The sequence below is a fragment of the Bradyrhizobium sp. SUTN9-2 genome, from assembly GCF_003122645.1.
GTDB classification, from domain to species: domain Bacteria; phylum Pseudomonadota; class Alphaproteobacteria; order Rhizobiales; family Xanthobacteraceae; genus Bradyrhizobium; species Bradyrhizobium yuanmingense.
In genome coordinates this window covers 6,074,261-6,091,539 of the sequence record NZ_LAXE01000001.1, presented here as the reverse complement: position 1 = coordinate 6,091,539, position 17,279 = coordinate 6,074,261, and the positions used below count along the sequence as shown (strand labels likewise).

At 64.7% G+C, this 17,279-nt stretch carries 17 protein-coding genes; 11 read left to right on the top strand and 6 right to left on the bottom strand.

Annotation, left to right across the window (positions count from 1 at the left end; all coding sequences use genetic code 11):
* The first annotated feature begins 75 nt into the window (after nt 1–75).
* On the top strand, nt 76–1,149 hold the full coding sequence (locus tag XF30_RS28185) for a tartrate dehydrogenase (protein WP_036004872.1): 1,074 nt from the start codon (nt 76–78) through the stop codon (nt 1,147–1,149).
* A 247-nt stretch (nt 1,150–1,396) separates the two neighbouring features.
* Here the strand turns inward: XF30_RS28185 and XF30_RS28180 are convergent, their stop codons facing one another.
* The 5 genes from XF30_RS28180 to XF30_RS28160 form a co-directional block, all read right to left on the bottom strand.
* The gene (locus XF30_RS28180) at nt 1,397–2,038 is read right to left on the bottom strand and encodes a suppressor of fused domain protein (protein WP_109144484.1); all 642 of its coding nucleotides are present in this window, start codon (nt 2,036–2,038) and stop codon (nt 1,397–1,399) included.
* 164 nt (nt 2,039–2,202) lie between these two features.
* Nucleotides 2,203–3,276: a malate/lactate/ureidoglycolate dehydrogenase gene (locus XF30_RS28175; RefSeq protein ID WP_109144483.1), complete on the bottom strand. Its 1,074-nt coding sequence runs from the start codon at nt 3,274–3,276 to the stop codon at nt 2,203–2,205.
* Between the two features lie 11 nt (nt 3,277–3,287).
* A complete protein-coding gene (locus XF30_RS28170) occupies nt 3,288–4,199 on the bottom strand; it encodes an NAD(P)-dependent oxidoreductase (RefSeq protein WP_036004881.1) in 912 nt (303 codons plus the stop codon).
* A 12-nt stretch (nt 4,200–4,211) separates the two neighbouring features.
* Entirely contained in the window at nt 4,212–5,462 is a 1,251-nt protein-coding gene (locus XF30_RS28165) for a Zn-dependent hydrolase (protein WP_109144482.1), read from the bottom strand.
* A gap of 32 nt (nt 5,463–5,494) precedes the next feature.
* The gene (locus XF30_RS28160; protein ID WP_036004923.1) at nt 5,495–6,412 is read right to left on the bottom strand and encodes a LysR family transcriptional regulator; all 918 of its coding nucleotides are present in this window, start codon (nt 6,410–6,412) and stop codon (nt 5,495–5,497) included.
* Between the two features lie 120 nt (nt 6,413–6,532).
* On the opposite strand from XF30_RS28160, the gene XF30_RS28155 reads away from it, so the two are divergent.
* From XF30_RS28155 to XF30_RS28130, 6 genes are all read left to right on the top strand, one after another.
* Nucleotides 6,533–7,348 carry a putative hydro-lyase gene (locus XF30_RS28155; RefSeq protein WP_109144481.1) on the top strand — a complete coding sequence of 272 codons (816 nt, stop codon included), beginning with the start codon at nt 6,533–6,535 and terminating at the stop codon, nt 7,346–7,348.
* Nucleotides 7,349–7,437: 89 nt separating this feature from the next.
* On the top strand, nt 7,438–8,682 hold the full coding sequence (locus tag XF30_RS28150; protein ID WP_192893276.1) for an ABC transporter substrate-binding protein: 1,245 nt from the start codon (nt 7,438–7,440) through the stop codon (nt 8,680–8,682).
* A gap of 172 nt (nt 8,683–8,854) precedes the next feature.
* The gene (locus XF30_RS28145) at nt 8,855–9,733 is read left to right on the top strand and encodes a branched-chain amino acid ABC transporter permease (RefSeq protein ID WP_036004931.1); all 879 of its coding nucleotides are present in this window, start codon (nt 8,855–8,857) and stop codon (nt 9,731–9,733) included.
* On the top strand, nt 9,733–10,716 hold the full coding sequence (locus XF30_RS28140; protein ID WP_057027087.1) for a branched-chain amino acid ABC transporter permease: 984 nt from the start codon (nt 9,733–9,735) through the stop codon (nt 10,714–10,716). The genes XF30_RS28145 and XF30_RS28140 overlap by 1 nt, the downstream gene beginning before the upstream one ends.
* Nucleotides 10,713–11,444: an ABC transporter ATP-binding protein gene (locus XF30_RS28135; protein ID WP_109144479.1), complete on the top strand. Its 732-nt coding sequence runs from the start codon at nt 10,713–10,715 to the stop codon at nt 11,442–11,444. The genes XF30_RS28140 and XF30_RS28135 overlap by 4 nt, the downstream gene beginning before the upstream one ends.
* Nucleotides 11,428–12,132, top strand: coding sequence for an ABC transporter ATP-binding protein (locus tag XF30_RS28130; RefSeq protein ID WP_036004938.1), 705 nt, complete (start codon nt 11,428–11,430; stop codon nt 12,130–12,132). Before XF30_RS28135 ends, XF30_RS28130 begins: the two co-directional genes overlap by 17 nt.
* Nucleotides 12,133–12,313: 181 nt before the next feature.
* Here the strand turns inward: XF30_RS28130 and otnC are convergent, their stop codons facing one another.
* The gene (gene otnC, locus XF30_RS28125) at nt 12,314–12,988 is read right to left on the bottom strand and encodes a 3-oxo-tetronate 4-phosphate decarboxylase (protein ID WP_192893275.1); all 675 of its coding nucleotides are present in this window, start codon (nt 12,986–12,988) and stop codon (nt 12,314–12,316) included.
* Between the two features lie 106 nt (nt 12,989–13,094).
* Between otnC and ltnD the strand changes: the two genes are divergently transcribed.
* The 4 genes from ltnD to XF30_RS28105 form a co-directional block, all read left to right on the top strand.
* Nucleotides 13,095–14,012 carry an L-threonate dehydrogenase gene (ltnD, locus tag XF30_RS28120; protein ID WP_109144477.1) on the top strand — a complete coding sequence of 306 codons (918 nt, stop codon included), beginning with the start codon at nt 13,095–13,097 and terminating at the stop codon, nt 14,010–14,012.
* 13 nt (nt 14,013–14,025) lie between these two features.
* Complete coding sequence (gene otnI / locus XF30_RS28115) at nt 14,026–14,808, top strand: 2-oxo-tetronate isomerase (protein WP_109144476.1); 783 nt, start codon at nt 14,026–14,028, stop codon at nt 14,806–14,808.
* Entirely contained in the window at nt 14,805–16,079 is a 1,275-nt protein-coding gene (gene otnK / locus XF30_RS28110; RefSeq protein WP_109144475.1) for a 3-oxo-tetronate kinase, read from the top strand. Before otnI ends, otnK begins: the two co-directional genes overlap by 4 nt.
* A gap of 168 nt (nt 16,080–16,247) precedes the next feature.
* On the top strand, nt 16,248–17,279 hold a 1,032-nt coding region (locus tag XF30_RS28105), incomplete at its 3' end, for an MCP four helix bundle domain-containing protein (protein ID WP_244609036.1).

Below are 17,279 nucleotides of genomic sequence, written 5' to 3'. Positions count from 1 at the left end.
GCACTGCCGCCGCGTTTGGTCCATTGCAGTGCAGTCAGAAGGCGGCGACTGCCGGACCAACCAAGGACGTTCTCGATGAGCAAGAAACAATACCGGATCGCGGTCATTCCCGGCGACGGCATCGGCAAGGAGGTGATGCCCGAGGGCCTGCGCGTTTTGGAGGCGGCGGCGAAGAAGCACAACGTCTCGCTGCATTTCGACCATTTCGACTTCTCGTCTTACGACTATTACGAGAAGCACGGCCAGATGATGCCCGACGACTGGAAGGAGAAGATCGGCAAGCACGATGCGATCTATTTCGGTGCGGTCGGCTGGCCGGCCAAGATCCCGGACCACGTCTCGCTGTGGGGCTCGCTGATCAAGTTCCGCCGCGAGTTCGACCAGTACGTCAACCTGCGCCCGGTGCGGCTGATGCCCGGCGTGCCGTCGCCGCTGGCGGGGCGCAAACCCGGCGACATCGATTTCTGGGTGGTGCGCGAGAACACCGAAGGCGAATATTCCTCGGTCGGCGGCCGCATGTTCCCGGACACCGACCGCGAGTTCGTGACGCAGCAGACGGTGATGACCCGTACCGGCGTCGACCGCATCCTGAAATTCGCCTTCGAGCTCGCGCAGTCGCGGCCCAAGAAGCACCTGACCTCGGCGACCAAGTCCAACGGCATCTCGATCACCATGCCCTATTGGGACGAGCGCGTGGAGGCGATGGCCAAGAAGTTTCCAGGCGTGAAGTGGGACAAGTACCACATCGACATTCTCACCGCGAACTTCGTGCTGCATCCGGACTGGTTCGACGTCGTGGTCGGCTCCAACCTGTTCGGCGACATCCTCTCCGACCTCGGCCCGGCCTGCACCGGCACCATCGGCATCGCTCCGTCCGGCAACATCAACCCGGAGGGCGATTTCCCATCCGTGTTCGAACCGGTGCACGGCTCGGCGCCCGACATCGCCGGCCAGGGCATCGCCAACCCGATCGGCATGATCTGGTCCGGCGCGATGATGTTCGAGCATCTCGGCGAGAAGGAAGCCGGCAAGTCGATCGTCGAGGCGATCGAGCGCACGCTCGCCGAACGCACGCTGCGCACCAAGGATCTCGGCGGCAATGCCGACACGACGGCGTGCGGCAAGGCGGTTGCGGATATGGTGGATTAGTTCGCCGCCTCACCCTCTCCCCTTGTGGGAGAGGGTGGCTTCGATGCGAAGCATCGAAGACGGGTGAGGGGTCTGTTTCCGCAGATGCAGACCTATCAGCCGTAAAATTGTTCGCCGAGAGAACCCCTCATCCGGCGCCATAGCCGAAGCTTCGCTTCGGCGTTCTTAGGAACGGCGGCCCAAGGCCGCCTATGCCACCTTCTCCCACAAGGGGAGAAGGGAACGGCAGCAGTGCTTTGGCCTACGACTACACATACGACTTCCGCGACGGATCGAATATCGGCGGATAGTCGTTCTCGTCGAGCAGATCGAGAAACGGATCGAGCCCCCTGGACTTGATCAGCCCGAGCTCCTGATGCGAGATCAGATTCACGGTCAGGATCTCCACCGGATCGCCCGCAATCTCCAGCGCCTCGGCGATCTCCTTGTCGGGTCCGATGATCGGTGTGAGCAACAGGAACGTCTGGAAGTCCGTTCCTGCAACCGGCGGCCACGGAAGCGCGACGCGATGGCCGAAGCCGAACCAGGTCGTGTCGATGAACGGCAGATTGGCCAGCCAGCGCAGATTGGCGCAAACGTCCTGCGTCGGCTCGCGGACGTACCACATCAGCTCGGCCCGGGGCTTCGCGTCGCCGGGGACGCCGTGCATCCGTTGCTCGCTCATCCCGTTTGTGAGAAGGACATAACCTTCGTCGGAGCCCTCCTGGCAGACCGGGACGAAATCGCGGCCGAAGGCGTGGATGTCGATGCGGCGCTCTGCGTAGTCCGTGAATGTGCGCTCGGGCTCGCCAAGCTCGCTCTCGTAGATGGCGAGCCGTTGCCGGTAGAGATCGGATCCGGGCGACGGAAGGTTTGAGCCGGACACGAATTTTGCGAGACGGGAGAGCATGCGAACCTCGGGCGGATGCAATCGGATATCCGCATTGTCGCAAGGTCATGCGGGGCGGTTCAAACCCGTGCCGTGCGCACGTCGACATTTCGCCGCCGGCCAGTCTCTCTTGCGCGATTGGTCATGAGGCGCGAGGCGACGCCGAGGAGCGCGCCTCGCTCCGATCAGCTCGCGATCTTCTCGATCGCCGTCTGTTCCAGCCCGAACTTCTTCCCGGCATCCAGGATCTCCTGCCAGGTGGTTGGGTCGACCGGGATGCCCTCGGCGAGACGTTTCTTCTTGATCTCGCGCTCCGGCTCGCCCGCGATTCTGACCTTGTCGACGCCGGGGGCAGGCGGCGAGCCGGTGTGCCAGCTCACGAAGCTCTCAACTTCGCGTGCAAGGTTCTCGCCGGTGCCGAGCTTGCCCGGATCGATGACGATCGAGAGCATGCCGTTAAGGACGTTGTGCTTGCCGTCGGACGAGCCCTTGACCACCTGGCCGCCGGAGAGCGCGCCGCCGAGGATCTCGCACACCAGCGCAAGGCCCGAGCCCTTGTGCTCGCCGAACGGGAGGATGGCACCGTAGGGCGGAATCACGGTGTAGCGCGGATTGATCGTGGGCTTGCCCTCGTGATCAATGATGGTGCCGACCTCGAGCTCGACGCCCTTGTTATGGGCAACACGGGTCTTGCCCTGCGCGATCCTGCTGGTGGCGAAGTCGAGCACGATCGGATCCTTGCCGGCGCGCGGGATGCCGACGCAGAACGGATTGGTGCCGTGGCGTGCGTCGCTGCCGCCCCAGGGCGCCACGATCGGTCGCGAGATCACGTTGACGAAGTGGATCGAGACCAGCCCGTGGTCGATGCACTGCTCGGCCCAGTGGCCGATGCGGCCGATGTGATGCGAATTTGAGAGGCCGACAAGGCAAACACCGTTCTTCTTTGCGCGCTCGGCCGCGAGCTCCATCGCTTCATGGCCGATCACCTGGCCGTAGCCGGTGAGGCCGTCGAGGGTGAGAAGCGGGCCGGTGTCGAGCACGATCTTGACGTGCGAGTTCACGGCGAGGCCGCCATTGGTGACGCTCTGGACGTAGCGCGGAATCATGCCGACGCCGTGCGAGTCGTGTCCCTTCAGATTGGCTTCGACGAGATTGGTGGCCACGAGCTCGGCCTCGCGGTCCGAGGAGCCGCCGGCCCTGACGATGGCATGGATGGCCTTGGTGAGCGACTCTGCCTTGATGATGCGATAGTCGGCCATTGTTGTTGCTCTTATCCCTTCACGATCCGGCGGCAATGGACCAACGCCGCTTCAATCAGGTTCTCGCTCGCCTCCGGTGTGCGGAAGGCCGAATGCGCCGACAACGTCACGTTCGGCAGCTTCGTCAGCGGATGATCGCCGGGCAGCGGCTCGATGTTGAAGACATCAAGGCCGGCGTGGCGGATATGGCCGGACTTCAGCGCCTCGATCATGGCGGCCTCGTCGACAACAGCGGCGCGGGCGGTGTTGATGAGAATGACGCCGCGTTTCATAGCAAGGATCTTCTCGCGCGTGATCATGCCGCGCGTCTCGTCGTTGAGCAGCAGGTGCAGCGACACCACGTCGCTTCTCGCCAGCACGCTGTCGAGATCGGTAAATTCGACCCCCGGATAGCTCTTCGGCGAACGGTTCCAGGCGATCACCTTCATGCCGCTGCCGGACGCGATGCGCGCGACCTCCGCGGCGATGCCGCCGAAGCCGATCAGGCCGAGCGTCTTGCCGGTGAGCTGCATGCCGTCCTCCCGCAGCCAGTTCCCGGCGCGCATCTCGCGGTCCATCATCGCAATGACGCGGGCCGACGCCCACATCAGCGCGATCGCGGATTCCGCAACCGCCGTGTCGCCGTAGCCCTTGATCAGATGCACGGAGATGCCGAGCTCGGCGAGCTCTTCCGGATTCATGTAGCTGCGCGCGCCGGTACCGAGGAACACGACGTGCTTCAGCCCGGTGCATTTCTTCGCGACTTCGGTCGGCAGTGCGGTGTGGTCGACGATCGCGATCTCGGCGCCGTCGAGAATATCAGGATATTGCTCGGGCGTGATGTCGGGATTCCTGTTGATCCGCACCTTGGGATCACCAGGCTTCCCCAGCCGCTCCATGATCACGGCCAGCGATTCATTGGCGTCGACGAAAACTCCGCGCATGGTTCTCTCCGCTCAGGATGCGACGCCGGCGACTGCCAGCACGGTATGCATGAGGACGTTGGTGCCCGCGGCGCAGTCGCCCTGCGTCGCATCCTCCAGCTCGTTGTGGCTGATGCCGTCCTTGCAGGGCACGAACACCATCGCCGCCGGCATGATCGTGTTGAGGTTGCAGGCGTCGTGGCCGGCGCCGGAGGTGATGCGGCGCGAGGAATAGCCGAGCGTCTTAGCGGCGTTCTCGACGGCAGCAATCAGCTTCGGATCGAAATGCGTCGGCGGCTTGCGCCATACCAGATCGATCTTGACCTCGACCTTGCGGCGCGCGGCGATCTCGGCGATTGCCGCCCGCAGATCGCGGTCGAGCGCATCCATGATGGCGCCATCGGCACTGCGGCAGTCCATGGTGAAGGCGATCTCGCCGGGAATGACGTTACGCGAGGGATTGGCGATGACGGCCTCGCCGATGGTGCCGACGGCGTTCGGTCCGTGCTTCCTCGCAATCGACTCCATCGCCAGCACGATTTCGGACAAGGTCGCCAGCGCATCGCGCCGCAGCGGCATCGGCGTGGAGCCCGCATGGCTCTCGAAGCCGGAGATCTTGCCGTCGTACCAGAGCACGCCCTGGCCGGAATCGACCACGCCGATGGTCTTGCCTTCGGCTTCCAGGATCGGCCCCTGCTCGATGTGCAGCTCGACGAAGCAGCCGAGCTTCTGGAAGCCGACCGGCTTGTCGCCGCGATAGCCGATGCCGTCGAGCGCCTGGCCGACGGTGGTGCCCTCGGCGTCCTTGCGCGACAAAATGTCGTCTGTGGTGAAGTCGCCGACATAGGCGGCGGAAGCCATCATCGCCGGTGCGAAGCGCGAGCCTTCCTCGTTGGTCCAGTTCACGACGCAGATTGGCGCCTCGGTCTCGATGCCGGCATCGTTCAGCGTGCGGATCACCTCCAGCGCGCCGAGCGTTCCCAGGATGCCGTCATACTTGCCGCCGGTCGGCTGGGTGTCGAGGTGCGAGCCGATGCCGACGGGCAGCTTCGACATGTCGCGGCCCTTGCGCAGGCCGAACTGTGATCCGAGCGCGTCGACGTGGACTTCCAGTCCGGCATCCTCGCAGGCCTTGCGGAACCAATCGCGCACCTGCTTGTCTTCCTGGCTCAACGTCAGCCGCCGCACGCCGCCTTTGGCCGTCGCGCCGAATTGCGCGGTCTCGTGGATGGAGCCCCACAGGCGGGCGGAATCGATTTGCAGGTTGGTCGCGGCTCGGCTCATGCGGTCGTTCTCTCTTTTGTCCGGCGCCTTTTTCAATGACGCGCCTGTGCGGGCGCGTCAACCGCGAGGCTGCTCTGCGCAATTTGCCGTGCAAGCTCGGCGACGCGCTCCACGGCGACGACATCGGGCGAGGCCAGCCAGCTCGCGGTGAAGGTCAGCGGCGCGATGGAAAGATCGGTGTCGAGCAGCTGCAGCCGTCCGTCGGCGAGCTCGTTCTCGACGATGGCGTCGGGGATCACGGCGATGCCAAGGCCCTCGACCGCCATGTGGATGACGGTCGCCAGCGAAGCGGACGCATGCAGGCGGATCGGCGGCAGCTCCGGCCGGTCGAACACCTCGCGCACGACCTCGTAGGGCTTGGTCTTGCGCGGGAAGGTGATGATCGGAAACCGCGCGAGGTCCGCCGGCGTCACCGGGCCCTTGCCGAGCCCGAGCGAGGGACTCGCGAGGAAGCCGATCGGATAATCGGCGAGCACGCGGTTGTGCACGCCGGAGGCGGACAGCGGTCCGACCACGAAGGCGAGCTCGATCTCCTGTGCGAGCAGGCGCGCGGTGAGGTTCGGCGTGATGTCGACCTCGATCTCCAGCGACAGGTTCGGATAGACCTCGTTGACGCTCTTGACGAGCCGCGGCAGCCAGGTGTGCACGATGGTCTCGGCGACGCCGAGCCGCATCACGCCGCGCATCGCCGAAGCATCGCCGATCTCCGCCATCATCGCAGCGCGCAGGCCGATCAGCTTCTCCGCGTAGACCATCATCTGCCGGCCGCTCGGGGTCGGGGAGGCGATGCGATGGTCGCGGTTCAGGAGCTTCACGCCCATCTCGCGCTCGAGCTGGGCGATGCGCTGGGAGATCGCCGGCTGGGTGGTGTTGAGGCGTTGCGCGGCGCCGCGGAAGCTGCCGAGCTTCACGACCCATAGGAACGTCTCGATCGACCTGAAGTCCAGCATTGGAAGGATTTTCCCAATCGATAAATCAGATTTATCGAGATTGATTAGAAACGAAGATTAGACTTTATAGCACGCTTGGTGTTGGCTTGTCTTTGTCGAGTTTATAGGCAGGTCGATCACATGACTGTTTTGGTGGCAGCGCAGCAAACTGAAACACCCGACGCCCTCCCGAGCCGCAAGGCCCGGCTCGCCTACCGCGAGGGGCTGGTCGCCTCCACCGCCGGCGTCGCTCCCGGATATGTCCAGGGCAATCTGGCGATCCTGCCGGCGGAGTATGCCGGTGCCTTCCACCGCTTCTGCCAGCTCAATCCCAAGCCGTGCCCGATCATCGGCATGTCCGACGTCGGCAGCCCTTACATCCCCTCGCTCGGCGCCGATCTCGACATCCGCACCGACGTGCCGCGCTACCGCGTCTGGCGCGATGGCGAGGTCGTGGATGAGCCGACCGACGTGAAGGGCTACTGGCGCGACGATCTCGTCACCTTCGTGCTCGGCTGCTCGTTCTCGTTCGAGGAGGCGCTGCTCGAGGAGGGCATGCCGATCCGCCACATCGAGAAGAACGTGCGCGTGCCGATGTACCGCACCAACATCGCCTGCGGTGTATCAGGTCCGTTCGCCGGCCCCATGGTGGTGTCGATGCGTCCGTTCAAGCCGGCCGATGCGATCCGCGCGGTGCAGATCACCTCGCGCTATCCGGCCGTGCACGGCGCGCCCGTGCATCTCGGCCATCCGCATCTGATCGGCATCAAGGATATCGCCAAGCCCGACTACGGCGATCCGGTGCCGGTCGCCGACGACGAGATTCCGGTGTTCTGGGCCTGCGGGGTGACGCCGCAATCGGTCATCAACGCCGCGAAGCTGCCGTTTGCAATCACGCATTCGCCCGGCCTGATGCTGGTGACCGATCTCAAGAACAGAAACATGGCCGTGATTTAGTGGGCAGCGTCTGCTGCTTCTTCAGGCTTTACCGCATCCACCAATCGCTTCATTCGATCAGCCGAAATTCAGTAACAGGGGACTTTGCCATGACGATCACTCGCCGCGACGTGTTGTTGGGGGCCACCGCCACTGCCGCCCTCGTGCCGCTGGCGGCGCGCGCACAGAGTTCGGAAGTCGTGATCGGCGTGATCTATCCGTTCTCCGGCGGCAGCGCGCAGCAGGGCGTCGACGCGCAGAAGGCCTATGAGACCGCGCTCGAAGTCATCAACAAGGACAGCGATTTCGACCTGCCGCTGGCGAAGGGCGAAGGCCTGCCGGGCCTCGGTGGCGCCAAGATCCGCCTCGTGTTCGCCGACCACCAGGCCGATCCGCAGAAGGGCCGCGCCGAGGCCGAGCGCCTGATCACGCAGGAGAAGGTCTGCGCCGTCGTCGGCACTTACCAGAGCGCGGTGGCCGTCACCGTCAGCCAGATCTGCGAGCGCTATCAGGTCCCGTTCCTGTCCGCCGACAATTCCTCGCCGAGCCTGCACCGCCGCGGCCTGAAATATTACTTCCGCGCCTCGCCGCACGACGAGATGTACTCGGCTGCGATGTTCGACTTCTTCGACGCCATGAAGAAGAAGGGCACCAAGATCGAGACGCTGTCGCTGTTCCACGAGGACACCATCTTCGGCACCGATTCCGGCAATGCCCAGACCAAGATCGCCGGCGAGCGCGCCTATAAGATCGTCACCGACATCAAGTATCGCGCCAACTCGCCCTCGCTCTCTGCCGAGGTGCAGCAGCTCAAGACCGCCAATGCCGACGTGCTGATGCCGTCGAGCTACACCACCGACGGCATCCTCCTGGTCAAGACCATGGCCGAGCTCGGCTACAAGCCGAATGCGATCGTGGCGCAGGACGCCGGCTTCTCCGAGAAGGCGCTCTACGATGCCGTCGGCGACAAGCTCGAAGGCGTGATCTCGCGCGGCACCTTCTCGCTCGACCTCGCGCAGAAGCGGCCGATGGTCGGCAAGATCAACGAGATGTTCAAGGCCAGGTCCGGCAAGGATTTCAACGACCTCACCTCGCGGCAGTTCATGGGCCTGATCATCCTCGCCGACGCCATCAGCCGCGCCAAGTCGACCGACGGCGAGAAGATCCGCGACGCGCTTGCCGCGACCGACATCCCGGGCGAAAAGACCATCATGCCCTGGAAGCGCGTCAAGTTCGACGAGATGGGCCAGAACAACGACGCCGATCCGGTGCTGCTGCAATATGTCGGCGGCAAGTTCGTCACCATCTTCCCGCCGCAGGCCGCGATCGCCGAGGCGATCTGGCCGATGAAGTAAGAGCTGCGGAGGGCAGCGGAGCAGGCGGGGTGGGAGCAAACTGCTCCCACCGTCATTGCGAGGAGCGAAGCGACGAAGCAATCCAGACTGCTTCCTTCGAAACATTCCTGGATTGCTTCGCTTCGCTCGCAATGACGAAGCCTGTCGTGACGTTTCGAACGGGGGACCAGAGTTGACAGCCCAAGCCATTATCCAGAGTCTCGCGAGCGGCCTCCTGATGGGCCTGCTCTACGGATTGATCGCGGTCGGCCTCGCGCTGATCTTCGGCCTGATGGACGTCACGAACTTCGCCCATGGCGAATTCCTGATGATCGCGATGTATCTGTCTTTCTTCCTGTTCGCGTTCTTCGCCATCGATCCGCTGTTGTCGGCCCCGTTGGTCGCCGCGGCACTCTTCATATTCGGAGCGGTCGTCTACCTGCTCCTTGTACGTTTCGCCATGCGGGCCAAGGCCAACGCCGGCATGGTGCAGATCTTCACCACCTTCGGCCTCGCCATTGTCATGCGCGGCCTTGCGCAGTATTTCTTCACGCCGGACTATCGCAGCATCCCACAATCCTGGCTCGGCGGCAAAACCATCTCGGTCGGCGGAATCTTTCTGCCGGAGCCGCAACTGGTCGGCGCGCTGGTCTCGATCGCCGCTTTTGCAGGTCTCTACTTCTTCATCCACCGAACCGATTTCGGCCGCGCGATCGAAGCGACCCGCGAGGATCCCGGTGCAGTCGCGCTTGTCGGCATCGACAAGAACCGCGTGTTTGCATTCGGCTGGGGGCTCGGCGCCGCGCTGGTTGGTCTCGCCGGCGCGATCATGGCGGTGTTCTTCTACATCTATCCCGACGTCGGCGCCTCCTTTGCGCTGATTGCCTATGTCACGGTGGCGCTCGGCGGCTTCGGCAGCGTGTTCGGCGCCTTCGCCGGCGGCATCATCGTCGGTCTCGTCGAAGCGGTCACCGCGCTGGTGCTGCCGCCGTCGCTGAAATCGGTCGGCATTTACTCGGTCTATCTGCTGGTCGTCTTCATCCGGCCGCGCGGCCTGTTCGGATCGATGTGATGGACAAGGATTTTGCAGCGCGGCGCCGCCGCAACCTCATCATCGCCGCAGCGCTCGCTACCATTGCCGCGCTGACGCCGTTGTTCGTGAAGGACGTCGTCGTCCAGAACATCCTGATCCTGACACTGATGTATGCGGGATTGTCGCAGAGCTGGAATATCCTGTCCGGCTATTGCGGGCAGATCTCGCTCGGCCACGCGCTGTATTTCGGCCTCGGGGCCTATACCACCGAGCTGCTGTTCACGAAGTTCGGCGTGCTGCCCTGGTTCGGCATGCTGGCGGGCGGGGTGGTGTCGGCGCTGATCGCGATGGGGCTCGGCTATCCCTTCTTCCGCCTCCGCGGCCATTACTTCGTGATCGCCACTATCGTCATCGCCGAAATCGGCTTGCTTCTGTTCCACAACTGGGAATGGGCCGGCGCTGCGATGGGTATCACCATTCCGATCCGCGGCGACAGCTGGCTGAAATTCCAGTTTCTGCGCACCAAGCTGCCCTACTTCTATTTCGCGCTGGCGCTGTGCTGCCTCGCCTGGTTCGTGACATGGTGGCTGGAAAACTCCAAATGGGGATTTTGGTGGCGCGCCGTCAAGGACAACCCGGAGGCGGCCGAGAGCCTCGGTGTCGACGTGTTCAATTCCAAGATGGGTGCGGCCGCGGTCTCCGCCTTCCTTGTCGCGGTGGGCGGCAGCTTCTACGCCCAGTTCGTCTCCTACATCGATCCGGAAAGCGTCATGGGCTTTCAGTTCTCGCTGCTGATGGCGCTGCCGGCCGTGCTCGGCGGCATCGGCACCCTGTGGGGGCCGGTGCTAGGGGCGGCCATCCTGATCCCGCTGACTGAGCTGACGCGCTTCAAATTCGGCGGCTCGGGGCGGGGTGTCGACCTCATTGTCTACGGCACGCTGATCGTTCTGATCTCGCTGGCCCTGCCGCGCGGCCTGCTGAGCCTGTTTTCACGCCCGAAGAAGACAGGAGCTGCCCGATGAGCGCGCTGCTCGAAACCCGCGGCGTCTGGCAGCGCTTCGGCGGCCTCGTCGCCAACAGCGACGTCTCGATCTCGGTCGGCCGCGGCGAGATCGTCGGCCTGATCGGTCCCAACGGCGCCGGCAAGTCGACGCTGTTCAATCTCATCGCCGGCGTCTTGCCGCCGACGCAAGGCTCGATTCTATTCGACGGTGAGGACGTCACCCGCATGCCCGCGGCCGCGCGCTGCCGGCGCGGCATCGGGCGCACCTTCCAGGTCGTGAAGAGCTTCGAGACCATGACTGTCATCGACAACGTCATTGTCGGTGCGCTCGTGCGTACCACCGTGATGCGCGAGGCGCGCCGCAAGGCGCATGAAGTGCTGGAGTTCACCGGCCTTGCCGCGCGCGCCGACGTGCTCGCCAGCGACCTCGTACCGGCCGAGAAGCGCCGCCTCGAAGTCGCGCGGGCGCTTGCGACCGAGCCGAAGCTGCTGCTGCTCGACGAAGTCCTCACCGGCCTGACGCCGACCGAGGCGCAGACCGGCGTTGCCCTGGTGCGCAAGGTGCGCGATGCCGGTATCACCGTGCTGATGGTGGAGCACGTCATGGAGATCGTGATGCCGCTGGTGGACCGCGCCATCGTGCTCGACCTCGGCAAGGTGCTGGTCGAGGGCAAGCCCGCCGACGTCGTGCGCGATCCCAAGGTGATCAAGGCATATCTGGGAGATCGTCATGCTGTCGGTGCGTGAAGTCACCACCGCCTATCAGGGGCTGGTCGCCATCTCCGCGGTCTCGATCGAGGTCCAGAAGGGCGAGATCGTCTGCGTTGCCGGCGCCAACGGCGCGGGCAAGTCGACGCTGCTGAAATCCATCGCCGGCGCCGAGCGTCCGCGTTCGGGCACGGTGACGTTCGACGGCAAACGCCTCGACGGCATGGCGCAGCATCACATCACGGCCACCGGCATCGCCTATGTGCCGGAAAACCGCCGTTTGTTTCCGCGCCTGTCGGTGCGCGACAACCTTCGCCTCGGCAGCTATCTCTACCGGGGCGAAGCGAACCGCGAAGAGCCGCTCGATCTCGTCTTCAAGCTGTTCCCGCGCCTCCAGGAACGTCTGGAGCAGCGCGCCGAGACGCTCTCTGGCGGCGAGCAGCAGATGCTCGCGATCGGCCGCGCGCTGATGACGCGTCCGCGGCTGTTGATGCTGGACGAGCCCTCGCAGGGCATCATGCCGAAGCTGGTCGACGAAATTTTCCAGGCGGTGAAGCTCATCCGTGACTCCGGCATGACCGTCCTCATCGTCGAGCAGCGCATGGCCGAGTGCCTGGAGATCGCCGACCGCGCCTATATCCTGCAAACCGGCCGCGTGCTGATGCAGGGTGCGGCGAGCGAGATCAAGGGCAATCCGGACGTGCGGAAGGCATACCTGGGGCTGTAGCCGAATAGTATCGGGCACGCCCGCGCAACATACCCGGTGTCATCGCCCGACTTGAACGGGCGATCCAGTACTCCGAGACGTCAGAGATATGCGGAGAAGCCGCGGCGTACTGGATTCCCCGCTTTCGCGGGGAATGACAGCGGTGGTGAGGCGACGCTCGTCCACCCTTTACCGCAAGTCGCTAATGTTCGTGCCCGTGCTCCGGCAGCGTCACCCCGAACACCTTCACCAGATCCTTTACCTGCGCCGGCGACAAGTACCGCGGGTTCATTCCGCGCAGCAGCAGGTACAGCTTCGCCGTCTCCTCCAGCTCTTCCGTCGCGAACACCGCCGCCTCCAGCGTATCGCCGGCGACGACAGGGCCGTGATTGGCGAGCAGCACGGATGAATATTTCCCCGCCAGCCCCTTGATCGCATCTGCGACCGCGGGGTCGCCGGGGCGGTAATAGGGCACGAGCGCGGTGGCGCCGCATTTCATCAGGTAATAGGCCGTCATCGGCGGCAGCGCGGCGCGCGGATCGATCTCGGGCAGCATCGAGAGGGCGACCGAGTGGGTGGAGTGCAGATGCACGATCCCCCGCGCGCTTCCGCGCGTGTCGTAAAGCGCATTGTGCAGCGGAACTTCCTTGGTCGGCGCATCGCCCGACATTAACCGGCCCTGCTGGTCCAGCCGTGACAGTTTCGCGGGATCGAGGAAGCCGAGCGAGGCGTTGGTCGGCGTCACCAGCCAGCCGCCATCGTCCAGCTTGACGCTGATATTGCCGGAGGAGCCCGGCGTCAGCCCACGCTCGAACAGGGATCGTCCGAAGCGGCAGATGTCCTCGCGCAGCCGTGTTTCATTGCTCATGGCCGTCATGCTTGCTTGTCTCACGCTTTGGCAGCGCGGCCAAGCCGTGTTATTCGGTTGCCAAGCTGCCGCAAAGGGCGGCCATCCGGGAAACGCTCGCAAGGGTCAGTTGCATATGTCCGCCTCCACCTCACGAAATCAGCGTATCGCCGTCGTCGGGCTCGGCTCGATGGGATTTGGCATGGCGACCTCGCTCAAGCGCGCTGGCCATGCCGTGACCGGCTGCGACGTCTCGGCGGATGCCGTCGCGCGCTTCGTGAAGGACGGCGGCGCGGGGGCCAAGACGCCGGCCGAAGCGGCCAAGGACGCAGACATCGTTGTCAGCGTGGTGGTCAATGCCGCGCAGACCGAAACCATCCTGTTCGGCAAGGATGGCGCCGCCGAGACCATGCCGAAGGACAGCGTGTTCGTCTCCTCGGCGACGATGGATCCCGACGTGGCGCGCCGTCTTGCCAAGCAGCTGGAGGCGACCGGCCGGCACTATCTGGATGCGCCGATCTCCGGCGGGGCGCAGCGCGCCGCGCAAGGCGAATTGACGATTCTTGCCTCAGGCAGCTCGGCCGCTTTTGCCAAGGCGCGGCCGGCGCTCGATGCCATGGCTGCAAAGCTCTACGAGCTCGGCGATGCCGCCGGGCAGGGCGCTGCATTCAAGATGATTAATCAGCTGCTCGCCGGCGTCCACATCGCCGCCGCCAGCGAAGCCATGGCGTTCGCAGCCCAGCAGGGCCTCGACATCCGCAAGGTCTACGAGGTGATCACGGCCTCCGCCGGCAATTCCTGGATGTTCGAGAACCGCATGCCGCATGTGCTCGACGGCGATTACACGCCGCGCAGCGCGGTGGAGATCTTCGTCAAGGACCTCGGCATCATCCAGGACATGGCGCGCACGGCTCGATTCCCGGTGCCGGTCTCCGCCGCCGCGCTCCAGATGTTCCTGATGACATCGGCCGCCGGCATGGGCCGCGACGACGACGCATCGGTCGCGCGCATGTATGCGCAGGTCACCGGCGTCAAGCTGCCCGGCGACAAGTAACAGAGGACCTCCAATGCCCCGTTTCGCCGCCAATCTCTCGATGATGTTCACCGAGGTACCGTTCCTCGACCGCTTCGACGCCGCCGCGCAAGCGGGCTTCACCGCGGTGGAATTCCTGTTTCCGTACGAGCATCCCGCCGAGGCCGTCGGCGAACGGCTCAAGCGCAACGGCCTGACCCAGGCGCTGTTCAACCTGCCGCCGGGCGACTGGAACGCCGGCGAGAAGGGCTTTGCGGCGCTGCCATCGCGCTTTTCCGATCTCAAGGCGAGCCTGGAGACGGCGCTGCCTTATGCCAAGGCGACGGGCGTCAAGCGCCTGCACCTGATGGCCGGCATCGCCAATCGCGGCGAGCGCGTCGCGATCGAGGCCTTCTACAAATCGGTGGCCTGGGCCGCCGAGTTCTTCGCGCCGCACGGCATCGACATCGTGATCGAGCCGATCAATGCGCGCAACGTGCCCGGCTACTTCCTCAACGATTTCGGCTTTGCGCGGGATCTGATCCAGGAGCTGAGGCTTGCGAACCTGAAGCTCCAGTTCGACATCTATCACTGCCAGATCATCCATGGCGACGTCACCATGCGGCTGCGCGAGATGATGCCGATCATCGGCCACATCCAGATCGCCAGCATTCCCTCGCGCAACGAGCCCGATGGCGAGGAGCTGAACTATCCCTTCCTGTTCGATGAGCTCGACCGGCTCGGCTATGCCGGCTTCGTCGGCTGCGAATACAATCCCCGCGGCAAGACCACCGATGGGCTTGCCTGGTTCAAGCCTTATGCGGGAGTGAAGTCGTGACACTTGCGTTGGGCTGCATCGCCGACGACTACACCGGCGCCTCCGATCTCGCCAACACGCTGACGCGCGCGGGCCTGCGCACCGTGCAGACCATCGGCGTGCCCGCCGACGATCTCGCGCTGCCCGAGGTCGATGCCGTCGTGGTGTCACTGAAGAGCCGCTCGATCGAGGCCGGCCTCGCGGTGTCGCGCTCGCGCGCCGCTGAAACATGGCTGCGCGGCCGCGGCGTGGGCCACGTGCTGTTCAAGATCTGCTCGACCTTCGATTCCACCGACGCCGGCAATATCGGTCCGGTCATGGATGCGCTGCGCGCCGATTGCGGCGAGGGAGCCGTGCTGGTGACGCCTGCCTTTCCGGAGACCGGGCGCACCGTCTATCAGGGCAATCTGTTCGTCGGCGCCGTGCCGCTCAGCGAGAGCCCGCTAAAGGACCATCCGCTCAACCCGATGCATGATTCCAACTTGGTGCGCGTGCTGGCGCGCCAGAGCAGCACGCAGATCGGCCTCGTCGATCTCGCCACCGTCGCGCGCGGCGCGGAGGCCGTGCGGGCACGGCTGGCCGAGCTCGCCGCCAGGGGCATCGGTGCTGCGATCATCGACGCCGTGTTCGACCGCGACCTCGAGACTATCGGTCTCGTCGCCGCTGAACATCTTCTGTCGGTCGGCGCGTCCGGCATGGGCCTCGGGCTTGCGCGCGCGCTGGTGTCGACGGGCAAGGTGAAGTCGGCACCGAGCAGCGAAACCGGCGCGGCCGTCGGCGGCCTGGCGGCATGCCTTGCCGGCAGCTGCTCGCAGGCGACGCTTCAGCAGATCGCCAGCGCCGAACGCATCATGCCGGTGCTTCATCTCGATCCGGAGCGGATCGTCGCGGGCGCCGCTGAAGCGCAGCGTGCGCTGGACTGGGCGAGGCCGCGGCTTGCGGAAGGTCCGGTGCTGATCGCTTCGAGCGCGACGCCGGACGCCGTTGCGGCCGTGCAGGCACGCCATGGCCGCGATGCCGCAGGCCACGCGATCGAGCAGGCCATGGCCGGCATCGCCGAGGGTCTGGTGCAGGCCGGCGTCCGTCGCTTGATCGTCGCCGGTGGCGAGACATCCGGCGCCGTGGTCGATCGGTTGAAGATTCCGGGATTTCTCGTAGGAGTAGAAATCGCGGCGGGAGTCCCGGTGCTGCGCGCGGTCGGTGCAAGCTCCGGCGAGATGTTGCTCGCTTTGAAATCTGGAAACTTTGGCGGTCCGGACTTCTTCTCCGACGCGCTTAGGCTCATGCGCTGAGCGCAGAGCCTCCTTAGTCCATCGTTCATTTCTTTCGGCTTCGGTACTCGTACGGAGCCGCAGTTAACATTTGCGCAGGTGCTCTGCGCTCAGATGTCGCCGCAGCTCCTCTTTGGTTGATTCTTAGAGCTTCGACGCGCATCCGCGCCAGCACAACGAGATCCGATTATGTTCGCCAACATTTCCATCCGCGCCAAGATCATCAGTGTCGTCGCGTTCCTGCTCGTCGCGATGGCCGGCATGGGCCTGCTCGCCATCATGAAAATGCGGTCGATGAACGCCAACACGGTCGACATCACGATGAATTGGATGCCCAGCGTGCGGGTGCTGGGCGAGCTTCGGGCGAGCGTCATCACCTATCGCAACGTGGTCCGCCAGCACATGCTTTCCGACACGCTGGACGAGAAGCTCGCCAACGAAAAGACGGCCATGACGGTGCTCGAGGCGCTTGCCAAATACCGCAGCCGCTACGAGCCGATGATCACCTCGCCGGAGGAGCGGGCGCTCTACACCCAATGGGCAAAGCTCTGGGACGATTACAAGAGGGGCACCGAAGAGGTGATGGCGCTCTCGCGCAAGGAAGCCGGCAAGATCCCACACGAGGCCCGGGAGCTGAATACGAAGACCGTCAACAAGCTCGGTCTTCAGGCAGACGAGGTCCTGACCAAGGACATCGAGCTCAACACCAAAGGCGGAGAACAGGCCGCTCAGGACGCCGCCGACAGCTACGCCTATACCTTCATGCTGGTCTCGGCAATTCTCGGCGCCGCCATCGTCATCGGCATCGCCGTCAGTTTCTGTCTCGTCCGCGACGTCTCTAGCGGCATCAACTCGATCACCCTGCCGATGCAGGCGCTGGGCCGAGGCGACCTCTCCGCCGAAGTCCCGCATCGCGGCGAGAAGACCGAGATCGGCGCCATGGCCGATGTGCTCCAGATCTTCAAGGAGGCGTTGATCGCCAAGAAGGCAGCCGACGAAGCCGCCGCGGCCGACGCCGAAGCCAAGATCGAGCGCGGCCGCCGCGTCGACGACATCACCCGCGAATTCGAAACGATGATCGGCGAGATCGTCCAGACCGTGTCATCGGCCTCGACCCAGTTAGAGGCCTCCGCCTCGACCTTGACCGCGACCGCCGACCGCTCGCAGCGGCTGGCGACCACGGTGGCCGGCGCTTCGGAGGAAGCCTCCACCAACGTGCAA